Annotated in this window: 22 protein-coding genes; 18 read left to right on the forward strand and 4 right to left on the reverse strand. The window is 71.5% G+C overall.

Annotation, left to right across the window (positions count from 1 at the left end):
* The first annotated feature begins 1 nt into the window (after position 1).
* The 13 genes from AC1DWR_RS14735 (at position 2) to AC1DWR_RS14795 (ending at position 13,983) form a co-directional block, all read left to right on the forward strand.
* On the forward strand, positions 2 to 1,015 hold the full coding sequence (locus AC1DWR_RS14735; protein WP_477612674.1) for an HAD-IIA family hydrolase: 1,014 nt from the start codon (positions 2 to 4) through the stop codon (positions 1,013 to 1,015).
* A 48-nt stretch (positions 1,016 to 1,063) separates the two neighbouring features.
* The gene (locus tag AC1DWR_RS14740) at positions 1,064 to 1,849 is read left to right on the forward strand and encodes a hypothetical protein (RefSeq protein ID WP_477612675.1); all 786 of its coding nucleotides are present in this window, start codon (positions 1,064 to 1,066) and stop codon (positions 1,847 to 1,849) included.
* Positions 1,846 to 2,157 carry a hypothetical protein gene (locus AC1DWR_RS14745; RefSeq protein WP_477612676.1) on the forward strand — a complete coding sequence of 104 codons (312 nt, stop codon included), beginning with the start codon at positions 1,846 to 1,848 and terminating at the stop codon, positions 2,155 to 2,157. The genes AC1DWR_RS14740 and AC1DWR_RS14745 overlap by 4 nt, the downstream gene beginning before the upstream one ends.
* The gene (locus tag AC1DWR_RS14750) at positions 2,154 to 2,960 is read left to right on the forward strand and encodes a TlyA family RNA methyltransferase (RefSeq protein WP_477612677.1); all 807 of its coding nucleotides are present in this window, start codon (positions 2,154 to 2,156) and stop codon (positions 2,958 to 2,960) included. Before AC1DWR_RS14745 ends, AC1DWR_RS14750 begins: the two co-directional genes overlap by 4 nt.
* A gap of 25 nt (positions 2,961 to 2,985) precedes the next feature.
* Positions 2,986 to 3,948, forward strand: coding sequence for an NAD kinase (locus AC1DWR_RS14755; protein WP_477612678.1), 963 nt, complete (start codon positions 2,986 to 2,988; stop codon positions 3,946 to 3,948).
* A gap of 55 nt (positions 3,949 to 4,003) precedes the next feature.
* Positions 4,004 to 5,737, forward strand: a complete 1,734-nt coding sequence (gene recN, locus AC1DWR_RS14760) for a DNA repair protein RecN (RefSeq protein ID WP_477612679.1) — start codon at positions 4,004 to 4,006, stop codon at positions 5,735 to 5,737.
* A 111-nt stretch (positions 5,738 to 5,848) separates the two neighbouring features.
* Positions 5,849 to 7,033 (forward strand): putative cytokinetic ring protein SteA, encoded by a 1,185-nt coding sequence (steA, locus tag AC1DWR_RS14765; RefSeq protein WP_477612680.1) that lies wholly within the window; start codon positions 5,849 to 5,851, stop codon positions 7,031 to 7,033.
* Positions 7,030 to 7,971 carry a copper transporter gene (locus tag AC1DWR_RS14770; protein ID WP_477612681.1) on the forward strand — a complete coding sequence of 314 codons (942 nt, stop codon included), beginning with the start codon at positions 7,030 to 7,032 and terminating at the stop codon, positions 7,969 to 7,971. Before steA ends, AC1DWR_RS14770 begins: the two co-directional genes overlap by 4 nt.
* 5 nt (positions 7,972 to 7,976) lie before the next feature.
* The gene (locus tag AC1DWR_RS14775) at positions 7,977 to 8,804 is read left to right on the forward strand and encodes a hypothetical protein (RefSeq protein WP_477612682.1); all 828 of its coding nucleotides are present in this window, start codon (positions 7,977 to 7,979) and stop codon (positions 8,802 to 8,804) included.
* 13 nt (positions 8,805 to 8,817) lie between these two features.
* The gene (gene murJ, locus AC1DWR_RS14780; protein ID WP_477612683.1) at positions 8,818 to 10,470 is read left to right on the forward strand and encodes a murein biosynthesis integral membrane protein MurJ; all 1,653 of its coding nucleotides are present in this window, start codon (positions 8,818 to 8,820) and stop codon (positions 10,468 to 10,470) included.
* A complete protein-coding gene (locus tag AC1DWR_RS14785; RefSeq protein ID WP_477612684.1) occupies positions 10,467 to 11,606 on the forward strand; it encodes a glycosyltransferase family 4 protein in 1,140 nt (379 codons plus the stop codon). The genes murJ and AC1DWR_RS14785 overlap by 4 nt, the downstream gene beginning before the upstream one ends.
* 11 nt (positions 11,607 to 11,617) lie before the next feature.
* Positions 11,618 to 13,324 carry a CTP synthase gene (locus AC1DWR_RS14790; RefSeq protein WP_477612685.1) on the forward strand — a complete coding sequence of 569 codons (1,707 nt, stop codon included), beginning with the start codon at positions 11,618 to 11,620 and terminating at the stop codon, positions 13,322 to 13,324.
* Entirely contained in the window at positions 13,321 to 13,983 is a 663-nt protein-coding gene (locus tag AC1DWR_RS14795; protein WP_477612686.1) for an NUDIX domain-containing protein, read from the forward strand. The genes AC1DWR_RS14790 and AC1DWR_RS14795 overlap by 4 nt, the downstream gene beginning before the upstream one ends.
* Positions 13,984 to 14,068: 85 nt before the next feature.
* Here AC1DWR_RS14795 and AC1DWR_RS14800 read toward each other — a convergent pair whose 3' ends face one another.
* A complete protein-coding gene (locus AC1DWR_RS14800) occupies positions 14,069 to 14,281 on the reverse strand; it encodes a hypothetical protein (RefSeq protein ID WP_477612687.1) in 213 nt (70 codons plus the stop codon).
* On the opposite strand from AC1DWR_RS14800, the gene AC1DWR_RS14805 reads away from it, so the two are divergent.
* The 4 genes from AC1DWR_RS14805 (at position 14,280) to AC1DWR_RS14820 (ending at position 17,492) form a co-directional block, all read left to right on the forward strand.
* On the forward strand, positions 14,280 to 14,588 hold the full coding sequence (locus tag AC1DWR_RS14805) for a YchJ family protein (RefSeq protein ID WP_477612688.1): 309 nt from the start codon (positions 14,280 to 14,282) through the stop codon (positions 14,586 to 14,588). The two genes, AC1DWR_RS14800 and AC1DWR_RS14805, sit on opposite strands and share 2 nt — an antisense overlap.
* 90 nt (positions 14,589 to 14,678) lie before the next feature.
* Positions 14,679 to 16,508: an aspartate--tRNA ligase gene (aspS, locus tag AC1DWR_RS14810; protein WP_477612689.1), complete on the forward strand. Its 1,830-nt coding sequence runs from the start codon at positions 14,679 to 14,681 to the stop codon at positions 16,506 to 16,508.
* A gap of 22 nt (positions 16,509 to 16,530) precedes the next feature.
* Positions 16,531 to 17,067, forward strand: coding sequence for a helix-turn-helix transcriptional regulator (locus tag AC1DWR_RS14815; protein WP_477612690.1), 537 nt, complete (start codon positions 16,531 to 16,533; stop codon positions 17,065 to 17,067).
* On the forward strand, positions 17,064 to 17,492 hold the full coding sequence (locus tag AC1DWR_RS14820) for a VOC family protein (RefSeq protein WP_477612691.1): 429 nt from the start codon (positions 17,064 to 17,066) through the stop codon (positions 17,490 to 17,492). Before AC1DWR_RS14815 ends, AC1DWR_RS14820 begins: the two co-directional genes overlap by 4 nt.
* Positions 17,493 to 17,514: 22 nt before the next feature.
* Here AC1DWR_RS14820 and AC1DWR_RS14825 read toward each other — a convergent pair whose 3' ends face one another.
* The 3 genes from AC1DWR_RS14825 to AC1DWR_RS14835 form a co-directional block, all read right to left on the reverse strand.
* Positions 17,515 to 18,339 carry an alpha/beta fold hydrolase gene (locus tag AC1DWR_RS14825; protein ID WP_477612692.1) on the reverse strand — a complete coding sequence of 275 codons (825 nt, stop codon included), beginning with the start codon at positions 18,337 to 18,339 and terminating at the stop codon, positions 17,515 to 17,517.
* Positions 18,340 to 18,421: 82 nt separating this feature from the next.
* Entirely contained in the window at positions 18,422 to 19,171 is a 750-nt protein-coding gene (locus tag AC1DWR_RS14830) for a GNAT family N-acetyltransferase (protein ID WP_477612693.1), read from the reverse strand.
* Complete coding sequence (locus AC1DWR_RS14835; protein ID WP_477612694.1) at positions 19,168 to 21,393, reverse strand: MMPL family transporter; 2,226 nt, start codon at positions 21,391 to 21,393, stop codon at positions 19,168 to 19,170. The genes AC1DWR_RS14830 and AC1DWR_RS14835 overlap by 4 nt, the downstream gene beginning before the upstream one ends.
* A gap of 82 nt (positions 21,394 to 21,475) precedes the next feature.
* Here AC1DWR_RS14835 and AC1DWR_RS14840 point away from each other — a divergent pair, with 82 nt between their 5' ends.
* Positions 21,476 to 22,810: a replication-associated recombination protein A gene (locus tag AC1DWR_RS14840; protein ID WP_477613410.1), complete on the forward strand. Its 1,335-nt coding sequence runs from the start codon at positions 21,476 to 21,478 to the stop codon at positions 22,808 to 22,810.
* Positions 22,811 to 22,840 lie beyond the last annotated feature (30 nt).

Here is a 22,840-nt window from a genome sequence, read left to right on the forward strand (position 1 = left end):
CGTGCCCGGGTTGGTGGAGCGGTATGCCGCGGTGGTCTGTGACCTCGACGGGGTGGTCTACCGCGGACCCGAGGCGGTGGACCACGCTGTCACCGCGTTGACCGCGTTGACCGTGCCCATCGTGTACGCCACCAACAACGCCTCGCGCCCGCCCGAGGAGGTCGCGGCGCACCTCACCGACCTCGGCCTCCACGTGACCGGACGCGATGTCGCGACCAGTTCGCAGGCCGGTGCCGTCGCCTTGTCAGGGCTGCTGCCCGCAGGATCGAGAGTCCTGGCGATCGGCGGTGTGGGTGTCCGCGAAGCACTCCAGAACCAAGGCTTCACGGTGGCGACGCCCCAGCAGACGCGCGACGAGCCGGACCTCGCGGTGGCCGGCGTGCTCCAGGGCTACGGGCCGTCCGTCACCGCGGCGGACCTCGCGGAGGCTGCCTATGCCGTGTCTGCGGGCGCTGTCTGGGTGGCGACCAACACCGACGGCACCCTGCCAACCCACCGCGGGACTGCTCCGGGGAACGGCACCCTCGTCTCGGCGGTGCAACGTGCTACGGGCCGCGACCCGCTCGTGGTCGGCAAGCCGCATGCGCCGTTGTACCAGCTCTGCGCGCAACGCCTCGACCGGTCGCCGGCCCAGGTGCTGGCCGTCGGTGATCGCCTGGACACGGATGTCGCCGGGGCCGTGGAGGCAGGAATGGACTCGGCACTGGTGCTGACCGGGGTCGACACGGTGTCCAGCCTGGCCGTGGCGCCGGCCGCGTTGCGTCCCACGTATCTTCTCGAGGACCTGCGCGCACTCACGGAGCCCTACCAGTCGGCGGAGACCGACTACGTCTGGTGGGTGTGTGGCGCGGACCGCCGTCGCATCATCGACGGTGCGTGGGACGTTGCCAGCGTCGGGAGTCCCATCGAGTCCGCTCGAGCGGGAACGGCCTGCCTGCACGAGGCGCTCGACCACGAGGAGCTCGATCTCGACGCGGTGCGCAGACTCGTTCCCGAGATCGACGCGTGGCAGTAGCGTGAGGGGCGCGAGCGGCATCCCGCCGCTCCGTCGAGGAGGACCATCGTGGCTTTCGAATCAGTGCGCAACTATGTGCAGCTCGCCAGTGGGCTGGGCGAGATGACCAAGGCCAGGGCGATGGAGGCAGCCCAGGGGCTGCTGGCGCTCCCCGGAGCCGACGAGGTCACCCGCCGGGCAGTCCAGGCCTCGACACTCGCCGACCAGCTGCTCGAGGCTGCGCGCGCCAACCGGGCGAACCTGCTCACCCTCGTGCAGGGTGAGGTGGAATCTGCCCTGAAGAGGGCAGACGTAGCCCGCGTTGCCGACGTGGATGCTGCCAGGGCGGCGTTGACGCTGGTCACCAAGGAGCTGGCCGAGCTGCGGGCGATGCTCACCGCCACCGGTGCGGCTGCGGTCGCCGGAGCCTCGCGCAGTCCGCTCGCTCGCTCGGTCGGCGTGTCGGGAGCGGTGACGACGGCCCACCGGGCACCGGCACCCGCCGCTGAGCCGGCATCTGTGTCGACGTCCGCCGCGCCCGCACCTCCCGCTACTCCCGCCCCCAGGAAGTCCGCAGCCAAGAAGACCGCCGCCACGGGGGCTGCGCGCAGCGCCAGTGCGCGGACCGTGAAGAAGGCTGCGGCGAAGAAGACCACCGCGACCACGACTGCGCCGGCCGTGAAGAAGGCCACCGCGAAGAAGGCCACAGCCACGAAGGCCACGGCGAGGAAGGCGACCGCGAAGAAGGCCACCGCCACGAAGAGCACGGCCACGAAGAGCACGGCGACGAAGGCCGCCACCAAGAAGTCCACGACCGCGAAGACTTCCACGACTGCCAAGAAGGCCTCAGAGTGACCGACCAGAACCCTGACGAGACCGTCGCGGCCGTCGAGCCCGATGCACCGAGTGACGTCCAGGCTGAAGCACCGGACACCAGCCATCGTGCCGAGGTTGCCCGCGCCTCCCGGCACGAGAACCCGACCGACCGCGCCGAGTCACTCGGCACCGGTTTGGGCGACCAGGCCACCGGCGACATCGTGATCGACGCGTCCTTGCAGGACCTCAAGGACGCACCCAGCGACGACCTCGACGCCCAGATCGAGGCAGGCCAGCGGGTGCAGCAGACCCTCCAGTCGCGGCTGTCCGACCTCGGCGGCGAGTGAGCGACCCGGCCCGGCTCGACCTCGAGCTCGTCCGGCGTGGACTGGCGCGGTCCAGGGGGCACGCCCGTGCCCTGATCGACGCTGGTGACGTGAGCATCGGGGGCAAGCCCGCTGCCAAACCTGCCACCCCGGTCGGCGCCGACCAGCACATCGAGGTGCGCGAGGAGGGACCGCGGTGGGTGAGTCGCGCGGCATACAAGCTCGTGGGTGCGTTGGAGGCCTTCGGACCCGCAGGGCTCACGGTGGCAGGCAAGCGATGCCTCGACGTGGGCGCGTCGACCGGCGGGTTCACCCAGGTGCTGTTGCACCACGGCGCCGCCCATGTGACGGCGCTCGATGTCGGGCACGGTCAGCTGGTGCCCGAGCTGGCCGCCGACGCGAGGGTCACCGACCGGTCGCGCACGACCGTCCGCGGCCTCTCCGCTGACGAGGTCGGGGGAGCGGTCGAGCTGCTCGTCGCCGACCTGAGCTTCATCTCGCTCACCCTGGTCCTCGACACTTTTCGCGGGCTGCTCCTCGACACCGGCGACGCGATGGTGCTGGTCAAGCCCCAGTTCGAGGTGGGTCGCACCCGGCTCGGCAAGGGTGGCATCGTCCGCACCCAGGGTGATCGGGCCTGGGCCGTCACCGAAGTCGCCCGCGCAGCCGTGGCGGCCGGGCTGCATCCGCGAGCCCTGGCCAGGAGCCCGATCGAGGGCAGCGAGGGCAACGCGGAGTACCTGTTGTGGCTGACCCCCCGCGACGCCGAGTCGATGGGGTGGGAGGCTCTGGTGAGCAGAGCCGACGAGGTGACCGCACCGTGACCGACGACATCGTGGGGAGAGCACCGTGAGCCCAGGGAGTACCACGCAGCGCCGCAAGGTCCTGCTCGTGGCCCACCCGCGTCGCCAGGAGGCCCAGGACGTCGCGGCGGAGGTCGTCAAGCGCCTCTACGCCGCCGGCATCGAGGTGGTCGTCCAACGTGACGAAGCCACCGCCGTGAAGCTGTCCCAGCACCCGGGCGTCACCCTGGTCGACGACGGCAACGCCGCGGCAGTGGGGTGCGAGCTGGTCTGCGTGCTCGGTGGGGACGGCACCATCCTGCGCGGGGCCGAGGTGTCGCGGGGGACCGGGGCGCCGCTGCTCGGCGTCAACCTCGGCCACGTGGGCTTCCTCGCCGAGGCCGAGCGCGAGGACATCGACGCCACGGTGGAGCACATCGTCGCCAGGACGTACTCCGTCGAGGAACGCATGACCCTCGAGGTGACGGCGCACGTCAACGGCGATCCCGTCTACACGAGCTGGGCGCTCAACGAGGTCACCGTCGAGAAGGCCAACCGCGAACGCATGTTGGAGGTCGTCGCCGAGATCGACGGTCGTCCCCTCACCACCTGGGGGTGCGACGGTGTGGTCGTCGCGACGCCCACCGGGTCGACGGCCTACGCGTTCTCCGCCGGAGGGCCGGTGGTCTGGCCCGACGTCGAAGCCCTCCTGCTGGTCCCGATCAGCGCGCACGCCCTGTTTGCCCGGCCCATGGTGCTCGGACCCAACTCGCACCTCGCCCTCGAGGTCGTCCCCGACACCCTCGGCACCGGGGCGCTCTGGTGCGACGGCCGACGCGCCGTCGACCTGCCACCGGGCGCCCGCATCGAGGTGGTGCGGTCGCAGACACCTGTCCGGCTGGCCCGGCTCACCACCTCACCGTTCACCGACCGGTTGGTGGCCAAGTTCGACCTGTCCATCCACGGCTGGCGCGGCGAGGCACGGCGCGAGGATGCCGCCCGAGCAGGCCACCTTCCCCAGCAGGGGTGAAGCCCCACCGCCAGCCTGACCGTCGGCGTCGGTCGTGCGTGAGAGGCTGTGCACCGTGCTGTCCGAACTGAGGATCCAGGGACTCGGCGTCATCGACGACGCCGTCCTCGAGCTGCACCCCGGGCTCAACGTCGTCACGGGTGAGACCGGCGCCGGCAAGACCATGGTGGTGACCGGTCTGGGACTGCTCCTCGGCGCCCGCGCGGACGCCGGGCTCGTGCGCGCCGGTGCAGGCACCGCCGTGGTCGAGGGTGTCGTGGACGTGGCGTCCGACCATCCCGCGGCGGTGCGGGCTGCCGAGGCAGGAGCCGACGTGACAGACGGCCTGGTGCTGGTGCGTTCGGTGTCAGCTGAGGGCCGGTCGAGGGCCCACGTCGGTGGGCGGACGGCTCCCGTGGGTGTGCTCAGCGAGATCGGCGAGCACCTCGTGGCCGTCCATGGCCAGGCCGACCAGTGGCGGCTCCGGCAGAGCGACCAGCACCGCGCCGTCCTCGACCAGTTCGGGGGAGCGCCCCTGCACAAGGTCCTGCAGCGCTACACCGACGTCTATGACGCGCATCAGGCGGCGGCGGCCGAGCTAGCCGGACTGCGCGAGCAGGCCCGCGACCGGGCTCGCGAGATCGAGGTGCTTCAACACGGGCTCGAGCAGCTCGAGCAGGTCGACCCGCAGTCTGGCGAGGATGGCGATCTGCGCGTCGAGGACGAGCGCCTCGGCCACGCCGAGGGCCTTCGCCGGGCCGCGTCCCTCGCCCACGACCACCTCGCGGGCGAGGAGTATGCCGCGGAGCCGGCCCCCAGCGCGGTCGAGAGGATCGCCGCGGCGCGTCAGGCCCTCACGGGCGAGGTCGAGCACGACCCAGCCCTGCGTGAGCTGGACCGTCGGCTGGCCGATCTGGGCTACCTGGCGGCCGATTTGGCGGCCGACCTGAGCGCGTACCTCACCGACGTGGAGGTCGACCCCGCCCGGATGGCGTGGGTGCAGCAGCGCCGCGCCGACCTCACGGCGCTGACCCGCAAGTACGGCGAGACGATCGACGACGTCCTGGAGTGGGGCCGCCTCTCGGCGCAGCGGCTGGACACCCTCATGGGCTCGGACAGCCGGATCGAGGCCCTGGAGCCCGAGGTGGTCCGGCTGACCCAGGAGCGCGCAGACGCGGCACGAGCTCTGACCAAGGCACGGGGTGCCGCGGCCAAGCGCCTCGCTGGCGCAGTGACCGGAGAGCTCGCCCACCTGGCGATGGGTCAGGCGACGGTCGACGTCGCCGTGCGCCCCCGGTCCGCCGGCCTGGCCGGCCACGGCGGCGACGACGTCGAGATCCTGCTGGCGGCCAACCCCGGCAGTCCCGCCCGGACTGTGGCCAAGGCGGCCTCCGGCGGTGAGCTGTCGCGGGTGATGCTGGCCCTCGAGGTGGTCACCGGCGCTGCCGGGGGGACCGACGTCCCCACCTTCGTGTTCGACGAGGTCGATGCCGGGGTCGGAGGGGCTGCCGCGCTCGACGTCGGCGCGCGGCTGGCCGCGCTCGCCCAGCACGCCCAGGTCGTGGTGGTGACCCACCTGCCACAGGTGGCTGCCTACGCCGACCGGCACCTCGTGGTCCGCAAGTCCAGCGACGGGCACATCACGTCCAGTGGCGTGCACGCGCTCGACGGCGACGAGCGGCTCCGCGAGCTGGCGCGGATGATGGCCGGGGTCGACACCGGCACGGCTCTCGACCACGCCCGCGAGCTCGTCGAGGAGACCGCCTCCCGGCGGGCGGCTGCCGCCCCCACCTCCACTGTCCGCGTCTGACCACCGGGCCCGCGCAGCAGCGGGCTGACCGTCGGCGTGATCGAAGTCGCCCTCGGGCTCCCGCGTGGGGGCTCGCGGCAGACGCAAGGGCCCATGGGAGGATGGAACACCATGCCTTTGAAGTTCCCCCGCCAACGCGCCCGCGACCCCGAGACCCCGGGGGTACGCGGGCTGGTCCGCGTGGACGCCCGCACCAAGAACCTCACCAAGCGCCTGCGACCTGGTGAGATCGCGGTGATCGACCACCAGGACATCGACAAGGTCAGTGCCGAGGCGTTGCTCGCCTGTCGGCCGGCCGCGGTGATCAACGCGGCACCGTCGATCTCCGGGCGCTACCCCAACCTGGGGCCCGAGATTCTCGTGGACGCGGGCGTCCCGCTGATCGACAACGTCGGCAAGGACGTCATGCACGACCTGCACGAAGGTCAGCAGGTCCGCATCGAGGGCGACCAGATCTGGGTGGGCGACGAGGTCGTCGCCAAGGGCCAGGCCTTCGACCACGAGCTGGTCGCGTCGTCCATGGTCGAGGCCAGGGCTGGGCTGGCCGTCCAGCTCGAGGCGTTCGCAGCCAACACGATGGAGTACCTCCGCCGGGAGCGCGACCTCCTGCTCGACGGTGTCGGTGTCCCCGACATCACGACCAAGATCGACGGTCGGCACGCGTTGATCGTCGTGCGCGGCTACCACTACAAGGAAGACCTGCGCATGTTGCGCAGCTACATCCGCGAGTACCGTCCGGTCCTCATCGGCGTGGACGGGGGTGCCGACGCGCTCCTCGAGGTCGGGCTCAAGCCGGACCTGGTCGTCGGCGACATGGACTCGGTGTCCGACTCGACATTGCGCTGCGGCGCCGAGATCGTCGTCCACGCCTACCGCGACGGCAATGCCCCCGGGCTGGAGAGGGTTCGGCGGCTGGGCGTCGAACCTGTCGTCTTCCCCGCCACCGGGACCAGCGAGGACGTCGCCATGCTGCTCGCCGATGACAAGGGTGCCGAGCTGATCGTGGCCGTCGGCACCCACGCCACCCTGGTCGAGTTCCTCGACAAGGGTCGCAGCGGGATGGCCAGCACCTTCCTCACCAGGCTGCGCGTGGGTGGCAAGCTCATCGACGCCAAGGGGGTCAGCCGACTCTACCGCTCGCGCATCTCCAATCTTGCCCTCACGCTCATGTTGCTCGTGGGTCTCAGCGCCCTGCTCGCCGCGCTGTGGTCCACGACGGGTGGGCGCGCGTTCCTCCAGGTGCTCGGCGCCCGCTGGGACGACTTCTGGTCCTTCGTCGTAGGAATCCTCACGTGATCGACTTTCGCTACCACCTCGTCTCGATCGTCTCGATCTTCATGGCCCTGGCTGTGGGCATCGTGCTCGGCGCCGGCCCGCTCAAGGAGGACATCGGCAACACGCTCACCTCAGAGGTGAAGAACCTGCGAGCCGACAAGGCTGCGCTGCGGGGTGAGCTCGACGTGGCCGAGAAGGGCACCAAGGCCCGTGACGAGTTCACTTCCGCGAGCAACCGCAGCCTGCTCGCGGAGCGGCTCAAGGGCACGACGGTGACTGTCGTCGTGCTGCCCGGTGCGGACGCGAACCTCGTCAAGACGACGCAGGGCACGCTGGCCATTGCAGGTGCCGTGGTCGGCTCGACGATCTCGGTGCAGGACAACTGGATCGACCCCGACAAGGCCGCGTTCCGGGCGACCCTCGGCCAGCAGCTGGCCAGCCAGGTCGGGGTGCCTGTGGACCAGTCCGGCGGGGACGTCGTCAACGACGTGCTCGCGCGGTCGGTGCTGGCCAAGGCGGGCTCGACGTCGGCGGGCGCCGCCGCAGCCCTCGAGGGTCTGCGCACGGGCGACCTCATCCGCTACACCCCCGACCAGGTGGGGGTGTCCTCCATCGCCGTCATCGTGGCGGGACCGGTGACCGGTTCCGACGCCACGGCCCGCGAACAGCGCGCGACGGGCCTGAGCCGACTGGCGGGTGCGCTCGACGGGGCGGGGGCCGGAGCGGTCCTCATCGCCCAGAGCGCAGCGTCGGGAGGGACCAACGCCACCTCCGTGATCAGCACCGCCCGTGAGGACGGCGACCAGGCCAAGGTGCTGTCCACCGTCGACAACGCCGAGCTCCCCATGGGTCAGGCCAGCCTTGTCTTCGGACTGCTCGAGCAGGAGGCCGGCAAGTCGGGACAGTACGGCCTCGCGTCCGACGCCGCGGCCGCGTTCCCCCAGCTGGCGACCAAGTAGCCGCCGTGCGTGCACTGGTGTCCGGCGCCGTGGCAGGCGCCCTCGCGGCCGCCGCCCTGCGTCTGCTGCGCGAGCGCCCGCCGGGCGGGTCAGTCACCTGGGACCGCACCAACCACGCAGGGCGCACGGTCACCCTCCTCGAGGGTCCTGCGTATGCCGTCGGAGCCGCGGGCGCGTCAGCCCTGCTGGGTGCCGGCCCAGGCCCCGTGGTGGCCGCCGTGGCCTCGGCTGGACTCGGCGGCCTCGACGACCTGGCCGGCGACTCCAGCAGCAAGGGTCTCAAGGGTCACTTGAGCGCCCTGGCCCGCGGTGAGGTCACCACCGGCGCAGTGAAGATCGTGGGCCTCGGCATCACCGGCCTGGTGTCGGCCGCGCTCATCGACCGGGCCTCGCGCGCTGCCGACGCCAACGGGGCACGCGGCATACCCGGGGCTGTCGACACGCTCGTGGGCGGCGCCGTGATCGCGGGCACGGCGAACCTGCTCAACCTGCTCGACCTGCGCCCCGGCCGCGCCCTCAAGGCCACGATCCTGCTCGGCGCGCTCACCGCGACGTCACGGCTTTCAGGGGCTGCCGCGGGCGCCGCGGCCGGCGCCGCCGTGGGGCTTCTGGGTCCCGATCTCTCCGGTGAGGCGATGCTGGGTGACACCGGGGCCAACAGCGCCGGAGCACTGCTCGGCACCGCACTCGTCCAGCGCACCGGCAGGCGGGGGCGATGGGTCGCACTCGGCGCCCTGACCGCCCTGACCCTGGCCTCCGAGAAGGTGTCCTTCACCCAGGTCATCGAGTCCACCCCGGTGCTGCGCCAGCTGGACGCCCTGGGTCGTCGATGATGCGGTGCCGCCGATGACGGCGAGGTCGGTCGGCACCTCGGTCGCCAGGGCCGCGGCAGTGATCGCGGTCGTGACGCTGCTCGCCCGGCTGGCTGGTTTCGGGCGCACCATCGTGTTCTCGCGCACCGTCGGCGCCGGTGGGGTGGGCGACACCTACCAGACCGTCAACATGCTCCCGAACGTCGTCTACGAGGTCGCCGCCGGTGGGGCCCTGGCGGCCGTCGCCGTGCCCCTCATCGCCGGACAGCTCGCCTCCGGTCGCAGCGAGGACGCCGACCGCACCGCGTCGGCCCTCCTGACCTGGGCGGTCTCCGTGCTGGTGCCCCTGTCGGCCCTGCTGGCGCTGTCGGCACCGTGGATCAGCGACCTCCTGTTCCGCAAGAGCAGGGTGGCCGGCGCCGCCGAGCTCGGCACCACGATGCTCGTGGTGTTCGCGCCTCAGGTGGCGCTCTACGGTGTCGGCGTCGTGCTGGCGGGGGTGCTGCAGGCCCACCGCAGGTTCCTCGCCGCAGCACTGGCGCCCCTGCTGTCCAGCCTCGTGGTCATCAGCGCCTACGTCGCCTACCGGTTCGCGGCCGCGCCCGGGACCACCCCCGCGGACCTGTCCACCGGTGCGATGTGGGTGCTGGCGGGTGGCACCACGCTCGGCGTAGTCGTGCTGAGCCTGCCGCTGCTCGTGCCCGCCGTGCGGGCCGGGGTACGCCTCAGACCCACGTTCACCTTTCCCGCCGGCGTGGCCCGCCGCGCCGGCTCGCTCGCCGCTGCGGGCGTCCTCGCCCTCGTCGCACAGCAGACCGCGGTCGCGGCGACGTTGTGGCTCACCCACGCGCCGCGCACCATCGACACCGGTGTCGTCAACGTCTACACCTACGTCCAGGCGGTCTACCTGCTCCCGTATGCCGTGCTGGCCGTCCCGATCGCGACGTCTGCCTTTCCCGCGCTGGCCCACACCAGCGCCGCCGAGGAGCTGCAGGAGCAGGTCGGGACCTCCGCGCGCGACACCCTGGCAGGCGCCCTCAGGGGGATCCTGCTGCTCACGGCCGGCGCGGTCACCGTGCTGATGGCCGTCGCCCGCCCGGTCGGGGTGTTCTTCGGTTCGTTCGACAGCGCGGCCAACGCCGGTGGGGCCGCCGCCCTGGCAGCGTTGCCCGGTGCCCTGTCGGCCTACGCACCCGGACTCGTGGGCTTCTCGGTGGCCGCGCTGCTGACCCGCGCTCTCTATGTCCGAGGCCGCCCGCTCCATGCGGCCCTGGCCGTGGCGGCCGGGTGGGCCCTGGCCGCACTCATCCCCATCGCGCTCATCCCTGAGAGCTCGGGTGCCGGCACCACGTTGGGCCTGCTCGGCGTCGGCTCGACCCTCGGCATGACCGTCTCGGCCGTCCTGCTGGCCCTGCTGGTCCGCAGGGCCTGGGGCGCCGAGGCCGTCCAGGGCTCGGGCCGGACGCTCGGGGCTGCCGTCGTGGCGGTGGCGGTCGGCCTCGCAGTGGGCGACACCGTGGCGAGAGGCCTGTCGCCGGACTCCCTGTGGTCGGCCCTGGGCAGCGGTCTGCTGACCGGGCTGGTGACGCTGGTGGCCTACCTGGGCGTGATGATGGTGGCCGACCGCAAGGCCATGCAGGCACTGCGCGAGCGTGGCCGCAGTCGGCGCCGAGGGAGCGAGCTGTGAAGGTCGTGATGCTCATCGGGCGCAGCACCGGCGGCATCGGGACCCATGCTGTCGACCTTGCGCAGGGGCTGCGCCAGCTGGGCGACGATGTCAGCCTCGTCACCGACCAGCTGACCGCCGACAGGTTCGGCATCGCGCAGGCACGGCTGTGGTGGCCTGGCCGGGCAGCCGGGGTGATCGGCTCACTGCGCCACCTGTGGCGGCTGCGCCGCCTCATCCGGGGTGCCGAGGTCGTGCACGCCCACGGGCACCAGGCTGGTCTGGTGGCGACCCTGGTCGCCGTCGGGACGCGCACCCCGGTGGTGGTGAGCCAGCACAACGCCGTCCTGACCACGGGCGGTCTGCGTGGTCGCGTCTCGACGACGGTCCAGCGCTTCGTCGCTCGTCGTGCCACCCTGGTCACCGGCGCCAGCGGCGACCTCGTCGACGAGGCTCGACGCCATGGCGCGCACCAGCCACGCCTCGCGCCGGTGCCGTCGCCGCGGGTGCCCGGGCTGCTCACCCACGAGCCGCCGGGCGATGACGAACGCGGAGCGTTGGCGGTGGATCTGCTGCGGGACAACGGAATCGAGACCGCGGCTGGCGTCCCGCTGATGGTGACCATCGCCAGGATCGCCCCGCAGAAGGACCTCGAGACCCTGGTCGACGCCGCGGCCTCGGTATCGGTCCGAATGGGTGAGAAACCTGCGCCACCTGCGGTGTGGGTGGTCGTGGGTGATGGTGAGGACGGCCTGCTCCGCGGGCTGCGGCTGAGGGCCGAAGCCGTCGGTGCGCCGGTCCACTTCGTCGGGTCGCAGGCCGAGCCCGAGCGCTGGCTGCGTGCGGCTGAGGTCTTCGTGCTCCCGAGCCGCTGGGAGGCACGCGCCCTGGTCGTGCAGGAGGCCATGGCGGCGGGCGTGCCGGTCGTGGCCACCGACACCGGCGGCCTCAGGGACCTCGTGGCGGGCGTGGGCACCCTCGTGCCCGTGGGCGACCCCTCGGCCCTCGCAGGCGCCGTGGAGCGCTATCTCACGGACCCAGCCGCACGGCATACCGCCTCCAGGGCCGGCCGGGAGCGCGCCACATCGTGGGACGACGGCAAAGCCACGGCGAGTCGCTGGCACGACTGGTACTCAGCCCTGCCCGGGATGACGTAGGCTTGAACCCCGTGGTGGAACAGACGAAACACATCTTCGTAACCGGCGGCGTTGCCTCTTCTCTGGGCAAGGGACTGACCGCCTCCAGCCTCGGACATCTGCTCCGTGCTCGCGGTCTGCGGGTGACGATGCAGAAGCTCGATCCCTATCTCAACGTGGATCCGGGCACGATGAACCCGTTCCAGCACGGTGAGGTCTTCGTGACCGACGACGGCGCCGAGACGGACCTCGACATCGGTCACTACGAGCGCTTCCTCGACAGCAACCTCGTGGGCAGGGCGAACGTCACGACGGGGCAGATCTACAACCAGGTGATCGCCAAGGAGCGGCGCGGGGAGTACCTCGGCGACACCGTCCAGGTGATCCCGCACATCACCAACGAGATCAAGGAGCGCATGCGGGCCCAGGCGGCCGGCAGCCCCGGGGTCTCGCGGTCCGAGGCTCCCGACATCATCATCACCGAGATCGGCGGCACGGTCGGCGACATCGAGTCGCTGCCCTTCCTCGAGGCCGCTCGCCAGGTCCGCCATGACGTGGGCCGCGACAACGTCTTCTTCCTGCACGTCTCGCTGGTGCCCTACCTCGCCCCGAGCGGCGAGCTCAAGACCAAGCCCACCCAGCACTCCGTTGCCGCGCTGCGGCAGGTCGGCATCCAGCCTGACGGGCTCGTGCTGCGTGCGGACCGCGAGATCCCGGACGGCATCAAGCGCAAGATCTCGCTGATGTGCGACGTCGACACCGAGGCCTGCGCCGCGGCCGTCGACGCCCCGAGCATCTACGACATCCCGAAGGTCCTGCACAAGGAGGGGCTCGACGCCTACGTCATCCGTCGCCTCGGCCTGAACTTCCGTGACGTCGACTGGCACGACTGGGACGAGCTGCTGCGGCGGGTGCACAGCCCCGAGCACACCGTCGAGATCGCCCTCGTCGGCAAGTACATCGACCTGCCGGACGCCTACCTGTCGGTCACCGAGGCCATGCGGGCCGGCGGGTTCCACCACGACGCCAAGGTCTCGATCCGCTGGGTCGCCAGCGACGAGTGCCAGACCGAGTCCGGCGCCCAGAAGGCCCTCGGCGGGGTCGACGCCGTCCTCGTGCCGGGCGGCTTCGGAGTTCGCGGCATCGAGGGCAAGCTCGGTGCCCTCCGGTGGGCCCGCGAGCGCCAGGTCCCGACGCTGGGCATCTGCCTCGGGCTGCAGTGCATGGTCATCGAGTACGCCCGGAACGTCGCCGGCATCGCCGGCGCCAGCTCGACCGAGTTCGACCCCCAGACGCCTGCTCCGGTCATTGCGACGATGGAGGAGCAGAAGGCTTTCGTCGAGGGCGCGGGAGACCTCGGCGGCACCATGCGCCTCGGTTCCTACCCGGCCAAGCTCGCCGAGGGATCAGTCATCGCGGAGGCCTACGGCGCCGTGGCGGTCGACGAGCGGCACCGGCACCGCTACGAGGTCAACAACGGCTACCGAGCTCAGCTCGAAGAGGCCGGGCTGGTCTTCTCCGGCCTGTCGCCGGACGACAACCTCGTCGAGTTCGTGGAGCTGCCCCGCGAGGTGCACCCCTACTACGTCTCCACGCAGGCGCACCCCGAGTTCAAGTCCCGACCGCACCGGGCCCATCCGTTGTTCGCGGGACTGGTCGAGGCCGCCATCAACGCCCAGCGTGCGGCGCGGCTGGTCGAGGTCGAGCGACCGCGCAGCACGGTCGACGCCTCCGCGTGAGCGAGGGACACGGGGGGTCCGGCGCCCCGGGAGAGCTCGCCGACCGCCACGAGGCCCTGCCGGTGCGCCACTCCGAGGTGGTCATGCACGGGCTGGTCTGGGACGTCGTGCGCGACCGCGTCGACCTCGGTGAGGCCGGCGAGGTGACCCGCGAGTACGTCCGTCACCCCGGCGCAGTGGCCGTGGCCGCCCTCGACGACGAGGGTCGGCTCTGCCTCATCCAGCAGTACCGGCACCCGGTGCGGTCCTTCGAATGGGAGATCCCGGCCGGGCTCCTCGACGTCGCGGGGGAACCGCCCCACGTGGGTGCCGCTCGCGAGCTGCACGAGGAAGCCGACCTGACCGCCGCGACCTGGCACGTGCTCGCCGACTACGTCAGCTCACCAGGCGGCCTCGACGAGGCCCTGCGGATCTACCTCGCGCGCGACCTCACCCGCGTTCCCGAGTCCGAGCGCCATGCCAGAGATGGCGAGGAGCTCGGTATGCCGGTGCGCTGGGCCCCGCTCGAAGAGGTGCGCGACGCGGTCCTCGCCGGCCGCGTCACCAACGCCACGATCGCGATCGCGGTCCTCGCTGCCCTCGCGGCACGGGACCTGGACTGGGCCACGCTCCGGGCGCACGACGCCCCGTGGCCGAGCCACCCGGCATTCCGGGGGTAGTCGGATCGGCCGGGTGTGGTGAGCGGTCCGGTGCAGGGCCTCGTGACGTGGCCCGGCGGCAAGAGGCCAGCGGGATCGCGCTGCGTTAGCGTGACCCCATGACCCACCCGATCCCGGCTCCCTGCCGCAAGCGACCGTTCGCGACCAGCCGCGCCTGCGCACAGCCGGTGGCCTGAGTGGGCGTCTTCGGGACGGGCGCCACGACCGGGTGCCCCTGCGGGAGCGGCCGGCCGTATGCCGGCTGCTGCGGGCCACTGCACGACGGCCAGCGGGCGGCCACGACCGCGGTCGAGCTCATGCGCAGCCGCTACTGTGCCTTCGTGGTGCGGGACGAGGCCTACCTCACGCGCACCTGGCACCCCCGAACGCGTCCTGCGGCCCTCGAGCTCGACCGGGGACCGCAGTGGCTCGGGCTGACCGTGCTGGCAACTGCCGACGGCCGCGAAGGGGATCAGAGCGGCGAGGTGGAGTTCGAGGCGGCCCACTCCGAGGGGGTGCTGCGCGAACGCAGCCACTTCGTGCGGCGGGCTGGCCGCTGGGTCTATGTCGACGGGGACATCGTGGGAGACGTCGAGAGGGACGTCGAGAGGGACGTCGCGGGCTGAGCTGCCGACGCAGCAAACCGATTCGTATGCCGCGTGGCCCGGTCCGTAGGATGGCCGGGTTCACCACCCGCTCGAATCGAAGGATCTCTCGTGCTCCGCACCCATGAGGCCGGCACCCTGCGTGCCGACCACTCCGGCCAGACCGTCACGCTCACGGGCTGGGTTGCCCGTCGGCGCGATCACGGTGGAGTGGCGTTCCTCGATCTGCGCGACGCCAGCGGCGTGGCCCAGGTGGTCGTCCGCGACGAGGTTCTCGACGAGGGGGGAGCCCACGACCTGCGCAACGAGTACTGCGTGCGCGTCGTGGGTGAGGTCAAGGCACGCCCGGAGGGCAACGCCAACCCCGACCTGCCGACAGGTGAGATCGAGGTCATCGCCGGTGAGATCGAGGTGCTCAACGCCTCGGCCCCTCTGCCGTTCCAGATCGACGAGCGCGTCACGGTGGGCGAAGAGGCCCGCCTCAAGCACCGCTACCTCGACCTGCGTCGCCCCGGTGCCTCCTCGGCCGGCAGCGCCATCCGGCTGCGGTCGCGCGTCAACGCCGCCGCCCGCTCCGTGCTCGGCGCTCGCGACTTCATCGAGATCGAGACGCCGACCCTGACGCGCTCCACGCCCGAGGGCGCCCGCGACTTCCTGGTCCCCGCGCGCCTCGCACCGGGGTCCTGGTACGCCCTGCCGCAGAGCCCCCAGCTGTTCAAGCAGCTGCTCATGGTCGCGGGGATGGAGCGGTACTACCAGATCGCGCGCTGCTACCGCGACGAGGACTTCCGCGCCGACCGCCAGCCCGAGTTCACCCAGCTCGACATCGAGATGTCGTTCGTCGAGCAGGCGGACGTGCTCGAGCTCGGCGAGGAGGTCGTCCGCGAGGTCTGGAAGCTCATCGGGGTGGAGCTCCAGACGCCGTTCCTTCAGATGACCTACGGCGAGGCGATGCGTCGGTTCGGATCCGACAAGCCCGACCTGCGGTTCGGCACCGAGCTCGTCGAGTGCACCGACTACTTCAAGGACACCCCCTTCCGGGTGTTCCAGTCGGAGTACGTCGGCGCCGTCGTCATGCCCGGCGGAGCCTCCCAGCCGCGCAAGCAGCTCGACGCCTGGCAGGACTGGGCCAAGAGCCGCGGCGCCAAGGGTCTGGCCTACGTCCTCGTCCAGGAGGACGGGGAGCTCGGCGGGCCGGTCGCCAAGAACCTGTCCGACTCCGAGCGTGCCGGCCTCGCCGCCCACGTGGGTGCCCAGCCCGGCGACTGCATCTTCTTCGCCGCGGGTGCGACCAAGTCCTCCCGCGCCCTGCTCGGTGCCGCGCGCCTCGAGATCGGCCGGCGCTGCGACCTCATCGACGAGGACGCCTGGTCGTTCCTGTGGGTGCTCGACGCCCCGCTGTTCGAGCCGTCGTCCGAGGCGGTCGCCGCCGGCGACGTCGCAGTGGGCGCCGGCGCCTGGACCGCGGTGCACCACGCGTTCACCTCGCCCAAGGCCGAGTTCCTCGACACCTTCGACACCGACCCCGGCCCCGCGCTGGCGTACGCCTACGACATGGTCTGCAACGGCAACGAGATCGGCGGCGGGTCCATCCGTATCCACCGCCGCGACGTGCAGGAGCGGGTGTTCAAGGTCATGGGTCTGTCGCAGGAGGAGGCGCAGGAGAAGTTCGGCTTCCTGCTCGACGCGTTCGCCTTCGGCGCCCCGCCGCACGGTGGCATCGCCTTCGGCTGGGACCGCATCGTCTCGCTGCTGGCCGGCACCGACTCGATCCGCGACGTCATCGCCTTCCCCAAGTCCGGTGGCGGCTACGACCCGCTGACGGCGGCTCCCGCGCCGATCACGCCCGAACAGCGCAAGGAGGCCGGGGTCGACGCCTCGCCCGAGGCCAAGGCGGTCGACGCGAAGGTCGACACGGACAAGGTCGGCACGGGGTCCTGAGGTCTCACCACGCACTATCCGGATGCCGCCCGCTCACCTCGAGCGGGCGGCATACCAGCACAATGGCCGCGTGGGCGACAAGGCACTGCGGGCCCCCGGCGACGTGCTCGTGCACCTGCGCCGGGCGCGGGACCACGCGGACCGCTGCTACGCCGACCCGGTCGATGTCGAGTCCCTTGCCGCCGTGGCGGGGCTGAGCAAGTACCACTTCCTGAGGCTGTTCAAGGCGACCTACGGGCTCACGCCGGGGGAGTACGTCTCCCAGCGTCGTATCGAGCGCGCCCAGGACCTGCTGCGGGCGACCGGCCTGTCGGTGACCGAGGTCTGCTTCGCGGTCGGGTTTGCGTCCCTCGGCTCGTTCTCGAGCCGGTTCAAGGCGGTTGTGGGGGAGACGCCGTCGCAGTTCCAGGCGCGGTATGCCGTCGCCGGCGCGCCGCACATCCCGGGCTGCTACGTCTTCATGTGGGGCCTCGCGGAGCGGTCGACCGTCACGGTGGCAGAGCAGTCCGCAATCGAGGAGAAGCACCCCGACCCGACGGCTCCTAGGCTCCGAGCATGATCAACAACATCGCCATCGTCAGTGTCTTCGTCAAGAACCAGGACGACGCAAAGAAGTTCTACACCGATGTCCTCGGATTCGAGGAGAAGGACGACATCACCCTCGGCGACGGCTACCGCTGGTGCACAGTCATCCACCCGTCGCAGCCCGAGCTGCTCGTCAACCTCGCCATCCCCGGCCCGCCGATGGATGCCGACCTGGTCGAGGCGATGAAGCGGGCCCAGGACGCCGGTGGCCTCAACGGCCTCGGGCTCAACGTCGACGACTGCCGCAAGACCCACGAGGAGCTGGTCGCCAAGGGGGTCGAGTTCATCCAGCCGCCGACCGACCGCCCCTACGGTGTCGAGGCCGTGTGCCGCGACAACTCTGGCAACTGGATGGTCCTGGTCGAGCAGAAGATGTACGACCCCGCCAACGTCACCTGACCTGGACGCGAGTGGTGGTGGGCTACTTCGCGAGGAAGGCGACGACGGCCGCGTTGAACTCCTGCGTGTGGCTGGCGAAGATCCCGTGGGGCCCACCCTCGAGGACGACGAGCTCGCTGCCCGTCACGGCCTCGTGGGTGCGGTGACCCGAGACCTCGAACGGCACGATGGCGTCGCTGTCGCCGTGGAGGACGAGGGTGGGGACGCTGACCCTGGACAGGTCGGGCGAGAAGTCGGTGACCCATGAGCGGATGCACTCGGCCGCGGCATGGACGTCGGCCTGGGCGGCGAGGGCGAGCGCCTCCTGGCGCTGTTCCTCGGTGACCTTGAGGTCGCCGTCGGCGCTGAAGAAGTTCGTCAGGAACCCGTCGAGGAACCCGCTGGGGTCTTCGCGGAGCTGGCCCTGCATGCCGCTGACCGTGTCGAGGTCGAGGGCGCCGTCAGGGTGGTCGTCGTCCTTCAGCAGGCACGGGGGGATGGCCGCCGCGAACACGACGCTGTGGACGCGGTCCTCGCCGTTGGTCCCGACGTACCGCGCCACCTCGCCGCCGCCCATCGAGAACCCCACGAGGCTGGCGTCCTGCAGGTCGAGCTCGGTCATCAGGACGTCGAGGTCGCCGGTGAGGGTGTCGTAGTCGTAGGAGGAGGCGGGTCCTGGCTTGCCGGACTGGCCGAAACCGCGGCGGTCGTAGGTGATCACGCGGTAGCCCTCGTCACTGAGAGCCGGCGTCAGCGTGGACCACGAGGCACCGCTGAGTGGCCAACCGTGGATCAGGACGACCGGACGGCCGGAGCCGCCGCTGTCCTCGTAGTGGATCTCGACGTCGCCGTTGGACACGGTGGCCATGTCAGTCCTCTCGTCAGCGCTGCTGGGTCAGGACGAATGTAGGCACATCAGCAGCGTTCGCGCAGGTCGAGGCCCGGTGTGGTCAGTCGGCCAGCCGGCGGCTCGACCACTCGTGCACGTCGCCGTAGCCGAGCCCGGTGTAGAGCCGGCGCGCCACGGCGTTGTCGGAGTACATCCCGAGGGTGCAGACTCCGCGCTCGCGGACCGCCTCCCGGGTGAGGTATGCCGTGACGGCTAGTCCCAGCCCGGTCCCGCGGTGGTCGGGGTGGACGGTGATGCCGGAGAGGACGGGCCAGCCCGCGACGTTGGGTTCGCTGACGCCGCACGCGACGAGGCGACCCGACCCGTTGCGGGCCCCGACCCAGTGCTGGTCGGGGAACTCGAAGGGCCGCGCGTCGGTGCCCGGGTTGGCCACGTCGAGGAGGTCGCGGATCTCGCCGAGGTCTGTGTCCTCCAGGGTGACCAGACCGGACTCGGCGGGGACCTCCAGCGGTGCGCTTGCGGCACACAGCCACTCCCACTCGTTGCCCTCGGTGAGCCGCAGGTGTGCGGCAACGGCCGCCAGGGACCCCCTCTGGACCGTGACGGACCGCAGCTCTGGGGGAAGGACGCCCTCGGTGAGCATCTCGCCGACGAGTCGCCCGACGTGCGAGGTGGGTCCCAGGACCAGCATCCCGAGCCGGCGGGTGTGGGTGCGCCGGGGGAGGGCCACGGCGTCACCGAGCGAGTAGCCGGTCCCTTCCAACGGCGACGGGATGTCGTAGCGGATGAACGCGCTGCCACCGGTGGCGTCGAGGAGGGCATCGTGGGACGTGATCTGCCGCAACGTCATTCGGTGATCCCGAAGCGGGCGTGCCAGCGCCGCAGCCCCCGGGGCGCCCACCAGTTCCAGTCTCCGAGCAGCGCCATCGTGGCGGGCACGAGCAGCATCCGGACGAGGGTCGCGTCGAGCAGCACCGCCACGGCGAGGCCGACGCCGGTCTCCTTGATGACGAGCAGCTGCCCGGCGACGAACCCGGAGAAGACAATGACGACGAGCACCGCCGCGGACGTGATGATCCGTCCCGACCGCTGCAGACCCGCGATGACGGCCTGGTCGTTGCCGACGCCTCGCTCGTGCAGCTCGACGATGCGGGACAGCAGGAAGACCTCGTAGTCCATCGACAGCCCGAATCCGAAGGCCAGCACGAGCATCGGGATCGTCGACTCGATCGCCCCGACCGAGTCGAAGTGCAAGAGCCCCTCGAGGTGAGCCTGCTGGAAGATCCACACGACGACACCCAGGCTGGCGCCGAGTGACACGACGTTCATGAGCAGGGCCTTGATCGGGATGACGACCGACCCGGTCATGAGGAACAGCAGGACGAGGGTGGCGAGGGCCACCAGCGCGAAGGCGATGGGCGCGCGTTCGCGCAGTGAGTCGGTGAAGTCCCGCAGGCCCGAGGCCTCACCGATCACCGTGGTGGGGAAGTCCGGGCGGTCGGCCCGCAGCGCGGTCACGGCGTCACGCGCGCCGTCGTCGAGCGCGCCGCCCGGGGTGTCGATCTCGACGACGGTCAGACCGGCGTTGACGCTCTCGACCCGGCCGGTGAGGCGCTGCCCGTCGACGACGGGGAGCGAGGCGGCATACGACTGGGTCTGCTGGAGCCCCGCCTGGGCGACCACCTCGACGTCGGGACCGGACAGCTGGGGGTAGTGGCGTTCGAGCGCCGTGAAGAACTCACGCTGCGGTGCGCTGACCGGCAGCAGCTCCTTGCCGGAGGAGGTCAGGCGGAGGTGGAGGGCGGGGGCGGCAAGGGTTCCGAGGACGGCGAGCACGGCGACGATGACGAGCAGCGGATGACGGAACACGCGGGTGGCGAGGCGGGAGAAGACGCCCTCGTCGGGGGCCTGCTCGGTGCCGCGCCTCAGCAGTCGTCGCGCCCCGACGACGCAGAGCGCAGGGACCAGGGTGAGGGCCACGAGCATGGCCACGAGGACCACCGAGAGGCCGGCGGAGCCGATGGCCTTGAGGATCGACGCCTCGAACACGAGCAGGCCGCCGAGGGAGATCGCGACGGTCAGGCCGGAGAAGACGACGGTCCGGCCGGCCGAGTCCACGGTGCGGGCCACCGACGCGAGAACCTCGTCGCGCGTGATCTCGGCCGCAGGGCGACCCTGCACCCGGCTGCGCAGCTCCTCGCGGAAGCGGCTGACCGTGAGGAGCCCGTAGTCGATGCACAGGCCCAGCCCGAGGACCGTGACGACGTTGACGACGGTGGCGTCGAGGTCGATGACGTGCGAGAACCCGAGCAGCGACCCGAGCGCGCCGGCGATGGAGGCGATCGCGCCGATGATCGGCATCCCGGCTGCCACGAAACCACCGAAGACGAGCACCATCACCAGGAAGCTGATCGGTAGCGCGATCCCCTCGCCGGCCCGCAGGTCGACCTCCACCTGGGACGTGATCGCCTCGATGAGGTCGGACAGCCCACCCGTCGTGCCCTTGGCGCCGGGCACGGAGGCGACGAGGGAGTGGAACTGCTTGTCGACCTGGGTCTGAGTCCGGTCGCGCTCCTCGCCCGTGAGCCCGCGCTCGAAACTCACCACCACTGCGAACCCGTCCCCGGAGGTCGGCAGCAGCGCCTTGGAGGCGGGGCTGTCCAGCCCTGTGGGCACGAGCTGCGGCGCGGCGACCGAGGCCACCCCGTCGATGCGACCGATCGCCTCGGCTGCGGAGCGGACGGCCGCGACTGCCGAGGGCGCGGCGGCATCGGCCCCGGTCACCTGGAGGATGTAGGTCGACGTGGCCGACCGGCCCGCGGCCACGAGCTGGTCGCGACCCTGGAGGTTCTCCCCGGCGACGGACGGCTCGCCGGACTGCAGGCGGTCGAACAACGACTGGTTCCCGAAAGCACCGGTGGCCCCCGCGAAGGCCGCGACGACGGCCACCAGCCAGACCACGATGACGGTCTTCGGGTGGCGCCCCACGAGGCCGCCGAGGTGGGAGAGGGCGGACGCGGATCGGTCGGGGTGACTGGTGGCCGGGTTGGCGTGGTCGGGCGCGTCGGTCACGGGGGATAGCCTGCCACCCGTGGGAACTGGTGCCGACGACGACCTGTTCGGTGTGGCCGCGTCCGTTCGGGACGGCGACGGCATGCCGTCGGGTGCCTCCCTGCCACCCCTGGCCGTCCGCATGCGGCCGCGATCGCTGGATGAGGTCCGCGGTCAGTCCGACGTGCTTCGGCCCGGGAGCCCGTTGCGTCGGCTGATCGAGGGGTCCGGCGGATCGGCGGGGGCGCTCAGCGCGATCATCTGGGGCCCGCCCGGCACGGGCAAGACGACCCTCGCGCACCTCGTCGCGACGGCCGCAGACCGCCGGTTCGTCGAGCTGTCGGCCGTGACCGCCGGCGTCAAGGACGTCCGTGCCGTCATGGACCAGGCCGCGCGGGAGCGCGACCTGTACGACCGCCAGACGGTGCTCTTCCTCGACGAGATCCACCGGTTCACCAAGGCCCAGCAGGACGCCTTGCTGCCCGGCGTCGAGACCAGGCAGGTCATCCTCGTCGCGGCCACCACGGAGAACCCGTCCTTCTCGATCATCGCGCCGCTGCTGTCCCGCTCGATGCTCATCACCCTGACGTCCCTGTCCGACGAGGAGGTGGCCGACGTCCTCGCGGCCGCGATCGCCGACGAGCGTGGGTTGGCGGGGGAGTACGCCCTGGCCGACGACGCGACGGCTCACCTCGTGCGGATCTCCGGCGGTGACGCCCGACGAGCCCTCACGGCGCTGGAGGCGGCTGCGGGAGTGGCGCAGGACGGCATACCCGCTGGCGCCGAGGTGGACGGCCCTGTCGAGATCACGCTCGCGCACACCGAGCAGGCGGTGGCGTTCGCGAGCGTGCGGTACGACCGCACCGGCGACCAGCACTACGACGTCGCCTCGGCCCTGATCAAGTCCATGCGGGGCTCAGACGTGGATGCCGCGCTGCACTACCTCGCCCGCATGCTCGAAGCAGGGGAGGACCCGCGGTTCATCGCGCGCCGCATCGTCATCGCAGCGTCGGAGGACGTCGGGATGGCCGACCCCACCGCGCTGCAGACCGCCGTTGCCGCCATGCACGCTGTCGCGCAGATCGGGATGCCGGAGGCGCGGATCATCCTCGCCCAGGCCGTGGTCCACAACGCCCTCGCACCCAAGAGCAACGCGGCGTACACCGGCATCAACGAGGCCATCGCCGACATCCGCGCCGGCCGAGGTGGGGCGGTGCCGCCCTCGCTGCGCGGCAGCGGGTATGCCGGTGCGACCCGGTTGGGGCACGGCGACGGCTACGTCTACGCCCACACCGAGCCCGACGGGGTCGCGCGTCAGGACTACCTGCCCGACGACCTGCAGGGCGGGACCGACTACTACCGGCCGACCGACCGCGGTTTCGAGGAGCGCCTCGGCCCCCGGTGGGAGTGGCTGAAGTCCCGCATCCGCCGCTCGTGACGCCGTCGGGTGCGGGGTAGGGTGCCCGCA

The sequence above is a fragment of the Pedococcus sp. P2_E2 genome (genome assembly GCF_056403955.1).